We start from the raw sequence: 16,164 nt of genomic DNA, 5'->3' as shown, positions 1-16,164 counted from the left end.
GCCTTTTATAAATGACAGTTTTGAACTAAACTTTTATATAAGACAGTATGTAGCCGTAACCATACTAAGGAAGAGACCATGGCCGTGGATGAAAATGCATTTTTCCGTGAAGCAACGTTGAGGCTGTGCAGCAGCCTTGCCATTGAAAAGGGGATGTCTGCCTGCCTGGGGCATATGCGAAACCACATGCCCGGGCACAAGCTTTTCCTTGAGTGCTACGAGCCGGACCTCGGGGCGCTCAGGACCATGGCCATGGCCACGGAGGACGAGGGAACGCCCTGTGATGTCCTCACTCCCATGGAGGCCCTCACCCTGGACGGCAGCATCGAGTCTCCGGCTCCTTCGGACCTCAATCGCGTGTTCTGCGTTAATCGGCCCCAGGAAGATCCCCTTTCCCAGGTGTTGCTCAAGCGTTTCCAGGAGCCGGAAGAGTGCTCCATCCTCTGGATCATCCTTGCGGCAGAAACCCGGGTGATGGGGGCCCTGACCCTCATCGCAAAGGGTGTGGACCGGTTTACCGACGAAGATGCCCGCCTCTTTGCCCTGCTGCGAGAGCCCTTTACCATCGCCATGTCCAACACCCTGGAGCATCGGCAGGTCTTGAGGCTGAAAGACCTTTTGGCCGATGACAACCGGTATTTCCAGGACGAGATCGGGCGGATCACCGGCGAGGAGATCATCGGGGCCGACTTCGGGCTCAAGGGGGTCATGGAGATGGTGGGGCAGGTGGCGCAACTCACCAGCCCCGTCATCCTTACCGGGGAGACAGGGGCGGGCAAGGAGGTCATTGCCCGGGCCATCCACAACCTGTCCCCAAGGCACCGGGGCCCTTTTATCAAGGTCAATTGCGGGGCCATTCCCGAGACCCTTATGGACAGTGAACTCTTCGGTCATGAAAAAGGGGCCTTCACAGGGGCGATGGCCCAGAAGCGGGGGCGCTTTGAGCGGGCCGACGGCGGGACGATTTTCCTCGATGAGATTGGCGAGTTGCCCTTAGAGGCCCAGGTGAGGCTCTTAAGGGTGCTCCAGGAAAAAGAGTTCGAGCGGGTGGGAGGAACCCGGCCCGTGCGTGTGGACATCCGGGTCATTGCCGCCACCCATCGCGATCTGGAGTCCATGATCCAAGACGGCCGCTTCCGGCAGGACCTTTTTTACCGACTCCAGGTGTTTCCCATTCCCATTCCGCCCTTGCGGGATCGACTGGGGGACATCCCGGCCCTGGTGCAGCACTTCATCACCAAAAAGAGCCGGGAGATGGGGCTCGGGATGATGCCGTCCCTTGCCCCGGGGGCCATGCACCGGCTCAAGGCTTACCCCTGGCCGGGCAATGTGCGGGAGCTGGAAAATACGGTGGAGCGCGCCCTGATCCTCTCCAAAGGCGCACCCCTGGATTTTTCGGACCTGCCTCCTTCGTTCACGGACGAGGGTACTCAGCCCCTGGCGGTTCAGGGGGGAGGGGACCTTGAACTGGACCGGGTGATCGCTACGCATATCGAGGCCGTCTTGGAGATGACGGGCGGGCGAATCGAAGGGGAGGGGGGGGCAGCAGAGCTGCTGAAGGTGAATCACAGCACCCTGAGGCACCGCATGCGCAGGCTCAAGATTCCCTTTGGCCGAGGACGGCGCCGAAATTTCTGAAGCACTGGGCGTCATCGGGTAGAAACAGAACCCAAGGCGATGCCTCCGGCGGGTCGCTTTTTGAAAAAAACTCCGCAAAAACGTTCCGGTAGACTGTTCGTTATGTTGAAACACTCGTTTCGCCAGACGCTTTGAGCCGGACCTGGCCATTCGTAAGGGCTGTTTCTCAAACGTTTTAAACGTTTTTTTCCCGGCAGGGCCGCCTGAGGCAAAATCTAAACGCCTTTGCCCTGCCCACTGGCGGGAACCCTTTTTTTTCGGTATAACGACGCCATGACATCCACGAAACTTACACAGACGGCCCTTTTTCATAAGCTTCCCGAGGCGCAGCAGCAGTGGCTGCTCACCATGGCCGAGGCCTATGCCTTCTCTTTTCAACAGCTCAAGATGCTCACCGAGTACAGCGCGGATCTCATCTGCTGGCGCGTGGGGTCCCTGGAGCAGTTTTATCGCCCGGAGGCGGTGGGCAAGGCCAAGGGAAAACAGGCGGCGTCAGTGGTGTTCCAGCAGTTTCGGGAGGGGTATGAGGCCCTGAAGAACGGGAAGAAAAGGTACGCTGGCGATGAAGGCTTTTCGGCTGCAGAACGGAAATTCCCTGATGAACAGATGGTGGAGGTCCCTTTAAAAGGGAATATCATGGGGCGGTGCCCGGTGGCCTCGGAAAAGACGCGCTGCTGTAACCTCACCACCCTGGATGCGGTGCAGCAGTGCGGCTTTGATTGCAGCTACTGCTCCATCCAGTCCTTTTACCATGGAAACCAGGTGCGCTTTATCCGGGACCTTGTCTCCCACCTGGAGACCCTGGAGCTGGACAAAGAGAAGACCTATCACATCGGAACCGGCCAGTCCTCGGACTCCCTGATGTGGGGCAATCGCTTCGGGCTGCTGGATTCCCTGTACCGGTTTGCTTCGGCCCACCCCAACGTGATCCTGGAGATGAAGTCCAAGAGCGGCCGAGTCGATTATTTCCAGGAGCACCGGCCCCCGGCCAACATGGTCTTTACCTGGTCCCTCAACACCCCCACGGTGATTCACCACGAAGAAAAAGGGACCGCCTCCCTGGAGACACGGATCGCAGGGGCCCGGAAGCTTGCCGATCACGGCATTCCCGTGGGGTTTCACTTCCATCCCATTGTCTGGTACGAGGGCTGGCGGGAGGACTACCTGGCGGTGGTCTCACGGCTGGTCGAGACCTTCCGCCCCGAAGAGCTTGTCATGGTCTCCCTGGGGACCCTTACCTTTATCAAGCCGGTGCTAAAGCGCATCCGGGAGCGCATGCCCGACAGCTCCATCCTCCAGATGCCCATGGAAGAGTGCGCCGGGAAACTGAGCTACCCCCTCTCCATCAAAGAAGACCTGTTTTCAACGGTGTACCAGGCCTTTCCCCAGTCCTGGCACGAGTCCGTTTTTTTCTACATGTGCATGGAGCACATCGACCTCTGGGAACCGGTGTTCGGGCGCAGCTACGCCTCCAACGAAGCGTTTGAGGCGGATATGATCAAGACCTACCACGAAAAAGCAGCCCGGATTCGTCAGGCCAACCCATAGTCAGGCCGGTTTTCCCTCATTTCAAAATAAAAAAGCCCCCGACAGGAATGCCGGAGGCTTTTTCGAGTTGCCATTTTTCTTACAGCTTAAAGGCGCTGACCAGGTCCTGGAGTTTTTCGGCCATCTCTTTGAGGCGCTGGGAGTTGTGGCTTACCTCCGAGCTCTGGGTGGAGATGGCGTTGGCTTCCATGTTGACATCGGCGATGTCCCTTGCGATTTCCGTTGCCACGGTGGATGCCTGGGCCACGTTTTCCGTTACTTCCAGGGTGCCCCGGGAGGCCTGGGAGACGTTGTCGGCGATTTCACGTGTGGTGGCTGTCTGCTCTTCGATGGCGGCGGCGATGGTGCTGACGATGTTGTTGACCTCGCCCACCACATTGGAGACCTGATGGATCTGGGAGATGGTGGAGTCCGTGGAACTCTGGATGGCCTGGGTCTTTCCCTTGATCTCTTCGATGGCGTCAAAGGTCTGTCGGGCAAGCTCCTTGATCTCGTTGGCCACCACGGCAAACCCTTTGCCGGATTCCCCTGCACGGGCCGCTTCAATGGTGGCGTTCAGGGCCAGAAGGGTGGTCTGCTCGGAGATGTCCGTGATCACATCGGTGATCTTGCCGATTTCGCTGGCAGCCGAGCCCAGTTCCCCGACTTTTTCCGAGGCCCGCGTGGCTTCGTCCACCGCGTCTCCGGTAATGTTCCGGGCGGTCTCGGTGCTTTCGGCAATCTCGTTGATGGTGGCGGTCATCTGTTCGGCGGCGTCGGCCACAAGGCTGACGTTGGTGGCGGTCTCTTCCACGGCCGCAGCCACGGAGTTCATGTTGGTGCTCATCTCTTCGGAGGCCGCGGCCACGGTGCGGGACCGGTCCGCGGTGTTGTCCGAGCTTTTGGAGAGGGTGCCGGAGATACCTTCCAGCTGGGTGGATGCCTCCAGAAGCCGGTTCCCTTCACCTCCGATGTTTTCCATCATGTCCTTGAGCCTCGCCACCATGGCGTTGAGGCGCCTCATCATGCGGCCCATTTCGTCGTTGCTTTTCACCGGGACCGCCCCGGAGAGATCGCCCTGTTCAATCTCCTTGATGAACCGGCCGGTGGCGGCCAGGGGAGCCAGCAGGCTCTTTCGGACCATGAGCCAGGAGATGAGAAGGATCAGGGCCAGGGTGCCGAAGGTGAGAAAGGCCACGTTAAGCTTTGCCTTTAAAAGCTGTTGGTTCGTCTCGGCCAGGGACATGGTGAGTTCAAAGGCGCCGTGGACCTCTCCTGCTTTCCATCCCTCCTTGATGCCGCCCAGGGGGTCCTTGGATCCCCGGGGCGATCCGTGGCAGACCATGCAGTCTGAGGTGAGCTTGATGGGCCGGAAATAACGGATTGCATCGTCTTCGATGACGATTTTCTCGGTAAGGCCCTTGGCCTTGATTTCAGCCAGGATCTCTTTTTCAAAGGCGTTGGCTTCGTTGGCTCTGTTTCGGGGGGAGATCTTCGGCACCCGGAAGGTATACCCGGTGGAGTCCGCGTTCAGCTTAACCATGTCGATGGCGGTGACCACCGGCACGGCTTCGATGAGTTTTGCTTTGGGGATCTCGTCAAAGGGGAGGATGATCCCCTGGGTGAGCTTGTGTGCCATCTCGTTACGGGCGGCCTCGGCCATCAGGACAATGGCCCGGCTTTTTTGCACCATGCCGTCCACAGCGCTGTTTCGAATGTCGGAAACCCGCAGGACACCCAGGATAAGAGCGATGACCAAAGGTCCCAGGGTCGTAATAGCGATGATTTTCCACTTGATGCCGATATCTCTGAATGTCATGGGCAGTTCTCCATTGAGACGTTGGGAGGTTTCCTCCACAGGTGTTCCTCCCTTAGAACGAAAAAGTAAGGAAAAAAAGTTAACACAGTGTGGCTGATGAGGCAACCATACTGTGTTGATCAGAGCTGTGGGCGTGATTCTGTATTTTGATGTCAGGAAAGGTATTACGGATTTTTTTGGCTGGCTTTTGGTCAGGATATACCGCGTGGCGTTGTGGGAGACACATGGATGGTGTCGTGTAATGGATTACCCGTCGGCGAGTCGCTTCTGGAAAACCAGATCAAAACCCGCCGTCACCCTGGGGACGCCGCAGGCTCTTTTTCAAAGCGGAGGGTCACGATTGTCTCAGGGTCGATCGTACGTTCATGAGGGCGAAACCCAGCAGGTTAAGGCCTTTCCACTGCTCCGGGTCCGCGCAGCGTGGGTCTTCCTGGGCAAGGCCGATTCCCCAAATGGTATCCACCGGGCTTGCCTCCACCAGAATGCGATCTTCTGTGCCCAGAAGATATGCTTTCAGTGCTTCATTCTGTTCGAATTTTGCTTTGTTTCCTCGCACCACAATGTCGAAACGATGCCGGTTCCACTCCGCTTCATGGAAGTTCTGGATGCTGCGGCCCCATTTTTTTGCTTCGCGGGGGTGTGCGCATTCGATGATGTTGCGCCGCATGGCCTTGTCATTGAACAACCGCGCTTTTTCCGCCATCATGTAGACTTCCGCCGACGTGTAGCGGATGCCGTCCAGGTCAAAGGGGGCCTGCCACCACTGGCTGAAGCACTGCTTGCCTGTGCGACCGTCCTTTCTTGGCTGATGTCCCCAGAAGAAGAGGTAGTCGAATCGCTTTCCTGCCCTTACCTCTTTTTGCAATGAGTCAATATCAATGATTTTTTCATGCATAAGACAGTTTCTTTCCTGAAGAGTGATCAATATCGGGTCCAAGATATCGTTTATATCAACATCCCGCCCCAGGCAAGGTGAATGGTTGCAGGGGAAACGCATTTAAACATTCAGTTGCCTCCGGTGGGTCGCTTTTTGAAAAAAGCTCCGCAAAAACGTTCCGGTAATAAAAAAAAGAAGAGGGGCCATGCCTTGTAGGGACGCATTCCTCCCCAAAAAAAACTGTTTGTCAAATTTTTCAAAAGGTTGGCCCCCTGTAGGGTCGCCTGAGGCAAAAATCTGAATGCGTTAAGCCTGTGAATGGTTGGCGCTTTGCTCACCGATGGTCGAATTCAAATTCGATCTGGCCCAGAAGGTCAAGAAAGCGGCGCGTCTTGGCCGGAACAAAGGCAGCCCCCGGATAGAGGGCGTACCAGGGATAAGGGGACAGCTGGTAGCCCTCAAGGAGCCTCACCACCTCACCGGTTTCGAGTAGGTTCCGGTAGGGCCACATGGGCGCCAGGGCAATACCGAACCCCTCCACCACAAGATCCCGAATGGCGGTGAGGCTGTTTACCGTGAATTTTCCGTCCGTGACGTGGACCCGTTCCCGTTTTCCCTGGCGGTGCAGTTCCAGGGGGAGCTCCCGCTGTTGCTTTGAAAAAAGCAGAAAATGATGGTGTTTGAGATCCTGGGCGGTTTGGGGGGGCGGGTGGGTTTCAAGGTAGCCCCTGGACGCAACGAGGATCATGGGCATGTCCGCAAGTTTTTTGCACACGAGGTTGGAGTCGGGGAGGTCCCCCACGTGAATCTCCACATCAAAGTGTGCAGTTGGGGCTTCGGCGTATCCGCTGTTGAAGCGAAGCTCCACCCTGAGCTCCGGGTATTGTTTCACCATGTTTTTCAGGACCGGCACCACAAAGGCCTGGCCAAATTCCAGGGGCGCGCTCACCCGAAGGAGGCCCTGGGCCGTATCGGCCACGCTGGAGACCCTGGACTCCAGGGTGGATTGTTCATCCACAAGTCTGCGCATGCCTTCGTAATAGAGAAGGCCGGTTTCCGTGGGCGTGGAGCGGCGGGGAGAGCGTTGCAACAGTTTGACCCCCAGGCGCTCTTCCAGGGCCATGACCTTGCGGCTCACCGCTGACGGGTCGGTGCCCAGCTGTTCTGCCGCGGCCTTGAAGCTTCCGGCCTCCACCACCCGCAGGAAAATCCGTTCCGCTGACTCCATGCATTCCTCCCTGAAGCGATATGTAGAGCTCCACGTGTCCTTGCCGGGTTGCCCAGCACAGCCACCGGCGCTGTGGTGCTGGAACCCTGAATCTCTACCCAGGATTGTAAATTTTGCAATGTTAAAATGCAATAACAGGGACTACATGAATGGTAATTATTTCAGTATCCTTTAGCCCAAGTTCGGACTGGGTCCGGGGCATGGGCATCGCATCCTGTGGGTAGGATGCCATTGAACCTGAGCGCTGGTTCCATCCATTGACAGAAAGATGATGCAGGTTGTTTTGTGTGGGTTAATAATTTAATATAATTGAAGAAACCTCGATTGAAGTGCGCGAGGTTATCCCCCCGTACCTGCCATTTCGTGCCCAATCACCGATCAACCTGCACGTAACGAAACATCATTTTCGAAATGAATACCCCAAAAAGGAGCGTTCAGACCCATGGACATTCAACATGAGATAAAGAAAATGGAGACCACCCTGGTCACCATGAAGCAGGCCTTTGACAGCAGCCCCATGCCAAGCCTCGATGCACGGATCGAGATGCTCAAGAAGCTGAAAACCGCCCTGGTGGCGTCCACGGGGGACATCAGCACCGCCATGAGCGATGACTATGGAAAGCGAAGTGAACTGGATACGCTTATCGCCGATATCACCCCCTGCATCGGCAACATCAATCACTCCATCGCCCACCTGTCTGAGTGGATGGCGCCTTCCAGGAGAGACCCCGGACCCCTTCTCAACACGTCATCCGTGGAGGTGATCTACCAACCCCTGGGGGTTGTGGGCATTGTGGTCCCGTGGAATTTTCCCGTTATGCTCTCCATCGGGCCTCTCATTTCCGCCATTGCCGCAGGTAACCGCGCCATGCTCAAGATGAGTGAATTTACGCCCCACACCAACAAGGTCCTCGCAGAGATGCTGAAATCGGTGTTTGATGACAGCTATGTGAGCGTGTTTGAAGGGGAGGCCGAGGTTTCGGCAGCCTTTACGGAACTTCCCTTTGATCACATCCTGTTCACCGGCTCCACCACGGTGGGGCGCCATGTCATGCGGGCGGCTGCGTCCAACCTGACCCCGGTAACCCTTGAACTCGGTGGGAAATCACCGGTCATCGTGGGCGAGGATGTCTCCATGGAGATGGCGGTGGAGCGGATTATCTACGGGAAAAGCCTTAACAACGGTCAGGTTTGCGTGGCTCCGGACTATGTATTCCTGCCCGAGGGCAGGCTGGAATCGTTCATTGCCGAATACAAAAAGCAGTACGCAGGCCTTTTTCCCCAGGGAGTGGATTCCGAAAACCTTACTTCCATGGCAAACACCCGTCAGTTCAAGCGCATCGAAGGGCTTTTAAATGACGAGCAGGAGAAACAGACCCGCATCGAAGCCTGCCACGGAAACAGCATGGACAGCGCCAAAAACCGACTGGTCACCCACATGGTTGTGGACCCGGCAACAGACGCCAAGGTCATGACCGAAGAGATCTTCGGCCCGTTGCTCCCCCTGATCACCTATGGGGATGTTCAGGAAGCCATAGCCCATATCCAGGGCAACCCGAGGCCCCTGGCCCTTTACCTGATGACCCATGACGAGGCCCTTCAGCAGCGTGTGAAAACCACGGTTCATTCAGGTGGGATGTGCATCAACGACAGCGTGTTTCACCTTGCGGTGGATGATGCCCCCTTTGGCGGTATCGGTGCGTCGGGAATGGGCAACTATCACGGGTTTGAAGGTTTTCTGACCATGTCTCATTCAAAAACCGTGATGACGTCGGGAACGGAACACAACATAAAGCATCTTTTCGCAAGGGAAGACAATGAGTTCAAAAAGGCCGTAATGGAGGCCATGTTGCGATAACCGGCAAGTGGACCGGTAGAGAAAAATAAGCCCTTCACCCAAATCCATGAAGGGCATTTAAATAAATCAGGAATAGAAACAATGAAGTCTCACCCGTTTGATTACCAGATGAAAACCATCGTTCACGCCAGGGAAAACGGCATTGAAAATGTACCTTCCCTGTTCCGGCACATGGGCGCAAAGCGCGTTGTCCTCTTCTCCGACAAAGGCCTTGAAGTCTTTGGTGTCGTGGATAGGTGTGCCGATATATTCAACCGCCAGGCAGATGTCACCCTTGCCGGCACGTTTACCGCCATTGAACCCGATGCAGCCTGCCGGAACATCAATGAGGCCATCGCCTACGCAAGGGATTGCGGGGCTGATGCCATCCTGGCCGTTGGGGGAGGAAGCGTCATCGATGCTTCCAAAGGGGTTAAATATGCTCTGGACCGGGGGCTCTCCGACATTCGCGGAGTCATCGCTGGTGGCGGCAGGCTGGAGGTCTGGCCGGAGTCTCAGGGCTTTGATACCCCCCATATTGCCGTGCCCACAACCGCAGGCACCGGCGCGGAAGCCTCTCCCATTGCCGTTTTTTTTAACGAAGAGGAGAACATCAAGGCAAGTCTTGTGGCTTCGGGCCTTGAGGCGGATATCGCCATTCTGGACCCAGGTATGACAACCGGACTTCCCAAGGGGCTTACCCGCTCCACGGCCTTTGACGCCCTGACCCATGCCGTGGAGGCCCTGGTTTCGCCCCTGAGCAACAGCTTTACGGACGCCTATGCCATGCAGGCGACACGCCTTATCATCGACAACCTGCCAAGGGCATTGGAGGCGCCCGGGGACACAGCGGCCCGGGGTGCCCTGCTGCAGGCCAGTACCATGGCCATTTCTGCCTTCTACTCTTCCCTCGGGGGGATTCCCATCCACAACTGCGCCCACGCTTTCGGGGCTGTGGGCCATATTCCCCATGGGGACGCCAACACGGTCCTGATGCCCGTTGTCATCGAGGCCTTGCCCGAGTTTTATCAGCCGAAAATCGGCAAGCTGGCTTCGGCCCTGGGGCTGATGCCCGAAGCAGACGATGCCCGAACCCTTGCGTCGGTGGTGGCGTTTTTAAAAGACTTTCAGCAGAGAATCGGGGCCGACACCACCTTTTCAGCGTGGGCCCTTGATGACGACCAGAAGAATCGAATCATGGAGACCGTAAAAAAGGATATGGCTTACCAGTTTTACGCCATCCGTGACGAGAAAATTGCTGAGATTGTCAACGGGGTGGCATAGCCCCTGTAAAAACAGATACGTTACATCCTATATCGCTAAAAAGCGGCCCGAAACGGGCCGCTTTTTTGTTTGATGGTCACTACTCATTTTAAATTGACCTCCGGTGGCCCTTCCCTCAGGGGCTGAGGGAAGAGCTGTCGTAACCGGAATTTTTGGGGCGTTTTTTTGAAAAGGAGGCCTTTCGGAGGCAAGTCCAATGGGTACGTTTGATGCAGCCTATGGACGGCAGAAGGGGGCATCCGAGATGTCAGTGACCGGCGCACCGGGAGTACAGGTCGTTGCAAAGGGCCATGAGGGCTGTGTCCTGACCGTACCCGGCGACAAACGAGAGGCCCACAGGGATTCCGTCTGCCTCTGCCACGGGCATGGTGATCTGGGGCGTGGATGACATGCCTGAGATGGCGTTGACGCCCATGGCTCGCGGGATGTACTCCCCTTCGTAGAACGCCGGGGTGATCTCAGAAATCCTGGGGGCGGGGTCCACGGTGGTGGGGAAACAGAGGATGTTTCCGTCGTTCAGAAAATTGTTGAGCTGTCGCTGGAAGGTTTGCCGAAGCGTGAGGCGGCGCTGGATATCCTTGCGGTCCGAGCCTTTGGCATACGCGTGAAGGGCGGACTCCACCCCGGGGCTCAGGGTTGGCTTTTCATGGGTGACCCAGGCACCGAAGGAGTTCCAGATCTCAATGGAGAGCAGGTACCCCAGGTTTTCGAAGAGCCAGCGCCAGTTGACATGGGGAGCTGTGATGTCTGCCATGGTGGCGGTCCGGGTGGGGCAGGTTTCAGCCAGTTTTTTGCGGATGGGCGTAAGGGCGCTGCAGATCTCCCCGTCGGCCAGTTGAAACAGATCCTCCACAAAGCAGATGGTCGGGTGGGGTGTGGCAGTGTGGCCGTCGTCGGCCAGGAGAACCCTTATCACCTTTTCCAGCACCTCTCCGGTGCGGGCCATAGCACCCACGGTGTCGTAGGACGGCGCCAGGGGGAGTACCCCGGACAGGGAGATGAGCCCGTGGGACGGCCTGTATCCCCAGAGGCCGCAATTGGACGCCGGAACCCTTACCGAACCGCCCGTGTCCGTGCCAAGGGCAAAGTCTACCTGTCCCCCTGCCACCGCCGATGCGGAGCCGCTGGAGGATCCTCCGGGAATTCTGTTCGGGGCCTTGGGGTTTACCGGGGTGCCGTAAAAGGCGTTGACCCCCAAAAGGCTGTAGGCCAGCTCGTCGGAGATGGTTTTTCCCTTATAGATGGCTCCGGCCCCCAGGAGCTGTTCCATGCAGATGGCATGGGCCGCCGCCTCGGTTGCACGGGTCTCTTTCCATCCCGGGCTTCCGTAGCCCGTGATCTCGCCGGTCACGTCCATGTTGTCTTTCAGGGCAAAGGTCAGGCCGTCCAAAGCCCCGGGGGCGTAGGGTGCGTGGGTGGAGTTGTTGACAAATGGATCAGATACGCTTTGGGTGTCACAAGGATTCATGGGATCTCTTCTTTGGTTCTGGGCGGGTTGTTGCAGCCCCTTTCCCGGTTTGGTGAAAGGGGTATTCTATGACTTGTTATGCTGAGAATTAGGCATATGCCAATGCCCTGAACCGGTCAACGGAAAATGAGGCATGATTCCCTTACAGAGAATCGGCGGGGCTGGCAGGTTCACTGGCCTGGATTCGTTTCAGGTGGGCGAGGGCTTCCCGGAAGCTGACGCTCAGCCGCTCCTTTTCCGTGAGCAAGACAAACCCCATGTTTTGGGCTTCTTTTTCAATATCGGCCATGTGGAGGGCGCCCCAGGGCACGATGAGGGTGTCGTAACGGGGCAGGGCCTTGGCCATCATGGAGATCACGGCCTGGTTTCTTCGGGTGAAGATGTCGTAGGTGATGTCGGCCAGGATCGATTCGTCATCTGTCTGGGCTTCGAGCCAGGCGGTGTACCCCCGCCATGCACCTGCGGGTGAATCGGCCTCGGAGAGGACCTGGGCCAGGGTGTTGATGAAGGCCACGGTGGCCGGGGAAGCCTCGGAGAGGTCGATGTCTGCGGAGACAATATGGGGCTTGTGGGCCGCCTCATCCGGTGGCGCAAGGGGCTTGAACTCGTCAGAGACGCTGGTGGCGTCCAGGGTCATGCGTTCCTGGGTGTCGAGGCCCAAAAGGGTTCCCAGGCTGTCGTAGGAAAAGTGGGTTCTGAGGAGCCCCTGTCTGTCCGAGACCCCTTCGGCAAGGATCAGGGTCCTGCCGTTGGTCATGGAGTTTCCAATATCATGATAATAGGCTGTGCGGCCGATGTGGATCATGGGAATCAGGCGCAGGGTCTTTCCGTTTTTCCCGTAGGTTTTTTCGTTCATGTAAAGGCCGGTGAAGCTGATGCGCATGAACCCGTTGGTGCGGGCCTCCACAAAGGCAGAAAATGCCGAAAGCCCCATGAAAAAAAGAAGCACGGGAACAGCCAGGGTGGTTACGGATACATACACTATGGTGTTTTTTGCGCTGAACCAGGGGCCCTGAAACATGGAGGGGCTCATGAGAAAGGGGTGGTCCGATTGATGCCCAATGGCCCGGAGCCCTGCAAGGCCGATGCCCAGCTGCCCCAGGGCCATGAGGATGCCGAACACCCCTTCCGGGATGTACCGGGGCGCGGGCCAGAAGAGGAGGCCTCCCCACAGGGCATAGGCCGCCATGGGCAAGAAGACGCGCTTGGGAAGTCGTCGGTCCAGGCCCATGGCCATGAAAACAAGTACGGAGAGAAAAAGGACCAGATATGCGAGGACATTCCTGGGCTGGACGAGCAGGTGCATCCCGCTTACCGCCAAAAGGAGTTCGTCCAGGACGGAGATGGCCCCGTCGGCCAGGAAAAGAATCAGAAAAAGATTGGCAAAACGACGCATCATGGGGTGCGGCCTTTTATCGTGGTTTTAGAAGTCTGAAAGGAGAGGCCGCCGGTAACTATCCAGCTCAAAAAAGCCTCCGGCGGGTCGCTTTTTGAAAAAAGCTCCGCAAAAACGTTCCGGTAATCAAAAAATAAGAGGGGCTATGCCCTGTAGGGACGTCTCTTCAAAAAACAAAACCTGTTTATCAAACTTTTTAAAAGTTTGGCCCCCGGCAGGGCCGCCGGAGGCATTTTTTTTATAACCTATAACCTATAACCTATGACCTGGTGTGCCTCTAACCTGCCCTTTTAGTGCGCCTCGTTCCAGTTGTCCCCCACCTCGATGTTGACGGACAGGGGCACGGCAAGCTCCCAGACGTTCTCCATGGCCTGCTGCATGAGGCCTTTCACCTCGTTTACTTCCGCTTCCGGGGCTTCGAAGACGATTTCGTCGTGGACGCTCATGATCATACGGGTTTTCAGCTTCTTCTCTTTGATGATCTCGCTGCAGCGGAGCATGGCCAGCTTGATGAGGTCGGCGGCGGTGCCTTGGATGGGGGTGTTGACGGCGGATCGCTCGGCAAACTGTTTGACGTTGCGGTTGGCGCTGGCGATCTCGGGCAGGGGCCGGATACGCCCCAGGAGGGTGCTGGTGGTTTTCGTCTCCCGGGCCTCTTCGATGCAGGTGTCGATGAACGTTTTTACGCCGCTGTAGCGGGCAAAGTAGTTTTCGATGAAGCTCTTGGCCATCTTCTGGGTGATGGCGAGCTCCTTGGAGAGGCCGTAGGGGCTCATGCCGTACATGATGCCGAAGTTCACGGCCTTGGCCTGGCGGCGCATCTCCCCGGTGACAAAGAGGAGGTCGCAGTCGAACATTTCGGCGGCGGTGCGCTTGTGGATGTCCTCGCCGGAGTTGAAGGACTCAATGAGGATGGGGTCCCCGGAGCAGTGGGCCAGGAGGCGCAGTTCGATCTGGGAGTAGTCGGCGGCGATGAGTTTATTCCCCTCTGCCGGAACAAAGGCCCCGCGGATCATGCGGCCCTCGTCGCTTCGCACCGGGATGTTCTGGAGGTTGGGGTTGGAGCTGCTCAGGCGTCCGGTGACGGCCACGGTCTGGTTGTAGGAGGTGTGGATCCGGTGGGTGGTCGGGTGGATCAGGCCCACCAGGGCGTCGGCGTAGGTGCTCTTGAGCTTTGCCAGGGTCCGGTACCGGATCACCTGGGCCGGGAGGTCGTGCATGGCGGCCAGGGCGGTCAAGACCTCTACGTCGGTGGAGTAGCCGGTCTTCTTCTTGGTCTTTTTCTGGACGGGCAGCTCAAGCTTTTCAAAGAGGATGGCCCCAAGCTGCTGGGAGGAGTTGATGTTGAACTCTTCCCCTGCAAGGCTGTAGATGGACGCTTCGATGGTCTCCATCTCGGTTTCAAAGGTCTTGGAGATGGTGACCAGGGCCTCTTCGTTGACCGCCACACCCGTGTGCTCCATCTCGGCCAGGACATGCATCAGGGGCATCTCCATGGTGTCGAAAAGCCCGGTGAGGTTTTTGGCCTCAAGTTCTTTTTCAAACTCCTGGGCGAGCATCAGGGTGATGTCGGCGTCTTCGGCGGCGTAGGGCACGGCCTGGGAGAGGGGGACCTCGGAGAAGAGGAGCTGGTTCTTGCCCTTGCCCGCCACCTCTTCGAACTTGATGGTCTGGTGGTCGAAGAGCTCCAGGGCCAGGTCGTCGAGGCCGTGGGAGCGCCGGGTGGGGTTGAGGAGATAGGAGGCCACCATGGTATCGAAGGCGATGCCGTCAAGCTCGATGCCCGCGCCTTTTAAGACCAGCAGGTCGTATTTGATGTTCTGGCCGCACTTGCGGATGGCCGGGTCTTCCAGAATGGGCTTCATGACGGCAAAGACCGCCTCTTTGGAGAGCTGCTTGTCGGACTCCAGGCCGGTGTGGCCGAAGGGGATGTAGTACGCCTCGTGGGGCGTCACGGCAACGGAGATGCCCACCACCTCGGCCAGCATGGGGGAAAGATTCGTGGTCTCGGTGTCCACGGCCACCAGGGGGGCATCCTTTATCTTTTCCGCCAGCTCTGCCAGGGCCTCTTCGGTGAGCACGGCGTGGTAGGCTTTGGTCACCTTTTTCTGCGGGGCGCTGAACATCTTGATGTATTTTTTAAAGCCCAGCTCCTTGAAGAGTTCTAAAAGGGTCTCGCCGTCGGGCTCGGGAACCACAAGGGCCTCTTCGTCAAAGGGGAGGTCGGCGTCGGTCTTGATGGTGACCAGGTCCCGGCTGATGAAGGCCAGGTCCTTGTTGGTGATGAGGTTCTCTTTCTGCTTCTTCTTGGTGATGGTCTCCACCTGCTCGTAGAGGCCGTCCAGGGAGCCGAACTCATTGATGAGGGCCGGGGCGGTCTTTTTGCCGATGCCCGGTACGCCGGGAACGTTGTCCGAGGTGTCTCCGGTGAGGGCCATGATGTCGGTGACCTGCTCGGGCCACACCCCGAGTTTTTCCTTCACCGCGTCCCGGTCCAGGTAGACGTCGCGGGCCGGGTCCGAGATAACACAGGTGTCGGTGACGAGCTGCATGAAGTCCTTGTCCCCGGTGACGATGACCACCTCAAAACCGGCGGCCTCGGCTTTTTTGGCCAGGGTGCCGATGACGTCGTCGGCTTCCAGGCCCTGCTGCTCCATGGTGGGGATGCGGTAGGCCTCGGCCACCTTGTGGACAAAGGGGATCTGGGCCCTCAAGTCGTCGGGCATGGGCGGCCGGTTGGCCTTGTATTCTTCGTACATCTCGTGGCGGAAGGTGGGGCCCTTGGCGTCAAAGCAGATGACGGCGTGGGTGGGAGCAAAGTCGTTCATCATCTTGACGATGATGTTGGTAAAGCCCAGCACCGCGTTGGTGGGGAGCCCTTCGGCGTTGGTCAAAGGGGGAAGGGCGTGGAAGCTTCGGTATATGTATGCACTGCCGTCGATGAGGTAGATTTTTTTCTTGTCGGTCATGGTCTGGATGGCTCCGGGTTCATGGGGCGAGGCCTGTTGACAGGGGCCTTGGGTTGCATTACGTTCAGCATCTGATATCGCGATGTGATCATGCGGGCCGATGCGTCGGTATGGCGATGCC

General features: G+C 57.7%; 10 protein-coding genes. 4 read left to right on the top strand and 6 right to left on the bottom strand.

Features of this window, described 5'->3' with window-relative positions:
• Positions 1 to 78 precede the first annotated feature (78 nt).
• Positions 79 to 1,638 carry a sigma-54 interaction domain-containing protein gene (locus tag ACOYW0_RS04970; RefSeq protein WP_482417449.1) on the top strand — a complete coding sequence of 520 codons (1,560 nt, stop codon included), beginning with the start codon at positions 79 to 81 and terminating at the stop codon, positions 1,636 to 1,638.
• Positions 1,639 to 1,911: 273 nt separating this feature from the next.
• On the top strand, positions 1,912 to 3,186 hold the full coding sequence (locus tag ACOYW0_RS04965) for an SPL family radical SAM protein (protein WP_482417448.1): 1,275 nt from the start codon (positions 1,912 to 1,914) through the stop codon (positions 3,184 to 3,186).
• Positions 3,187 to 3,265: 79 nt separating this feature from the next.
• Here the strand turns inward: ACOYW0_RS04965 and ACOYW0_RS04960 are convergent, their stop codons facing one another.
• The 3 genes from ACOYW0_RS04960 to ACOYW0_RS04950 form a co-directional block, all read right to left on the bottom strand.
• Positions 3,266 to 4,984 carry a methyl-accepting chemotaxis protein gene (locus tag ACOYW0_RS04960; RefSeq protein WP_482417447.1) on the bottom strand — a complete coding sequence of 573 codons (1,719 nt, stop codon included), beginning with the start codon at positions 4,982 to 4,984 and terminating at the stop codon, positions 3,266 to 3,268.
• Between the two features lie 334 nt (positions 4,985 to 5,318).
• Entirely contained in the window at positions 5,319 to 5,879 is a 561-nt protein-coding gene (locus ACOYW0_RS04955) for an NADAR family protein (protein ID WP_482417446.1), read from the bottom strand.
• Positions 5,880 to 6,195: 316 nt separating this feature from the next.
• Positions 6,196 to 7,089, bottom strand: coding sequence for a LysR family transcriptional regulator (locus ACOYW0_RS04950; protein WP_482417445.1), 894 nt, complete (start codon positions 7,087 to 7,089; stop codon positions 6,196 to 6,198).
• Between the two features lie 442 nt (positions 7,090 to 7,531).
• On the opposite strand from ACOYW0_RS04950, the gene ACOYW0_RS04945 reads away from it, so the two are divergent.
• Complete coding sequence (locus tag ACOYW0_RS04945; RefSeq protein WP_482417444.1) at positions 7,532 to 8,947, top strand: coniferyl aldehyde dehydrogenase; 1,416 nt, start codon at positions 7,532 to 7,534, stop codon at positions 8,945 to 8,947.
• A gap of 81 nt (positions 8,948 to 9,028) precedes the next feature.
• The gene (locus tag ACOYW0_RS04940; protein WP_482417443.1) at positions 9,029 to 10,210 is read left to right on the top strand and encodes an iron-containing alcohol dehydrogenase; all 1,182 of its coding nucleotides are present in this window, start codon (positions 9,029 to 9,031) and stop codon (positions 10,208 to 10,210) included.
• A 247-nt stretch (positions 10,211 to 10,457) separates the two neighbouring features.
• On the opposite strand, the gene ACOYW0_RS04935 is transcribed toward ACOYW0_RS04940, so the two are convergent.
• The 3 genes from ACOYW0_RS04935 to polA all read right to left on the bottom strand — a co-directional run bounded on the left by ACOYW0_RS04935 (position 10,458) and on the right by polA (position 16,043).
• A complete protein-coding gene (locus ACOYW0_RS04935) occupies positions 10,458 to 11,678 on the bottom strand; it encodes an amidase family protein (RefSeq protein WP_482417442.1) in 1,221 nt (406 codons plus the stop codon).
• Positions 11,679 to 11,820: 142 nt separating this feature from the next.
• Positions 11,821 to 13,077: a hypothetical protein gene (locus ACOYW0_RS04930; protein ID WP_482417441.1), complete on the bottom strand. Its 1,257-nt coding sequence runs from the start codon at positions 13,075 to 13,077 to the stop codon at positions 11,821 to 11,823.
• A 287-nt stretch (positions 13,078 to 13,364) separates the two neighbouring features.
• Positions 13,365 to 16,043, bottom strand: a complete 2,679-nt coding sequence (gene polA, locus ACOYW0_RS04925; RefSeq protein WP_482417440.1) for a DNA polymerase I — start codon at positions 16,041 to 16,043, stop codon at positions 13,365 to 13,367.
• Positions 16,044 to 16,164 lie beyond the last annotated feature (121 nt).

The sequence above is a fragment of the Desulfoluna sp. HI9BLuna genome, assembly GCF_056829775.1.
Note: the sequence above shows the minus strand (reverse complement) of the source record. Positions and strands in the feature narration are given on the sequence as shown.

What these genes read in the sequence shown, in the direction of transcription:
- ACOYW0_RS04935 (WP_482417442.1), bottom strand. Translation starts at nt 11,678, where the DNA reads ATGAATCCTTGTGACACCCAAAGCGTATCTGATCCATTTGTCAACAAC.
- ACOYW0_RS04930 (WP_482417441.1), bottom strand. Translation starts at nt 13,077, where the DNA reads ATGATGCGTCGTTTTGCCAATCTTTTTCTGATTCTTTTCCTGGCCGAC.
- ACOYW0_RS04940 (WP_482417443.1), top strand. Translation starts at nt 9,029, where the DNA reads ATGAAGTCTCACCCGTTTGATTACCAGATGAAAACCATCGTTCACGCC.
- ACOYW0_RS04955 (WP_482417446.1), bottom strand. Translation starts at nt 5,879, where the DNA reads ATGCATGAAAAAATCATTGATATTGACTCATTGCAAAAAGAGGTAAGG.
- ACOYW0_RS04960 (WP_482417447.1), bottom strand. Translation starts at nt 4,984, where the DNA reads ATGACATTCAGAGATATCGGCATCAAGTGGAAAATCATCGCTATTACG.
- ACOYW0_RS04965 (WP_482417448.1), top strand. Translation starts at nt 1,912, where the DNA reads ATGACATCCACGAAACTTACACAGACGGCCCTTTTTCATAAGCTTCCC.
- ACOYW0_RS04970 (WP_482417449.1), top strand. Translation starts at nt 79, where the DNA reads ATGGCCGTGGATGAAAATGCATTTTTCCGTGAAGCAACGTTGAGGCTG.
- polA (WP_482417440.1), bottom strand. Translation starts at nt 16,043, where the DNA reads ATGACCGACAAGAAAAAAATCTACCTCATCGACGGCAGTGCATACATA.
- ACOYW0_RS04950 (WP_482417445.1), bottom strand. Translation starts at nt 7,089, where the DNA reads ATGGAGTCAGCGGAACGGATTTTCCTGCGGGTGGTGGAGGCCGGAAGC.
- ACOYW0_RS04945 (WP_482417444.1), top strand. Translation starts at nt 7,532, where the DNA reads ATGGACATTCAACATGAGATAAAGAAAATGGAGACCACCCTGGTCACC.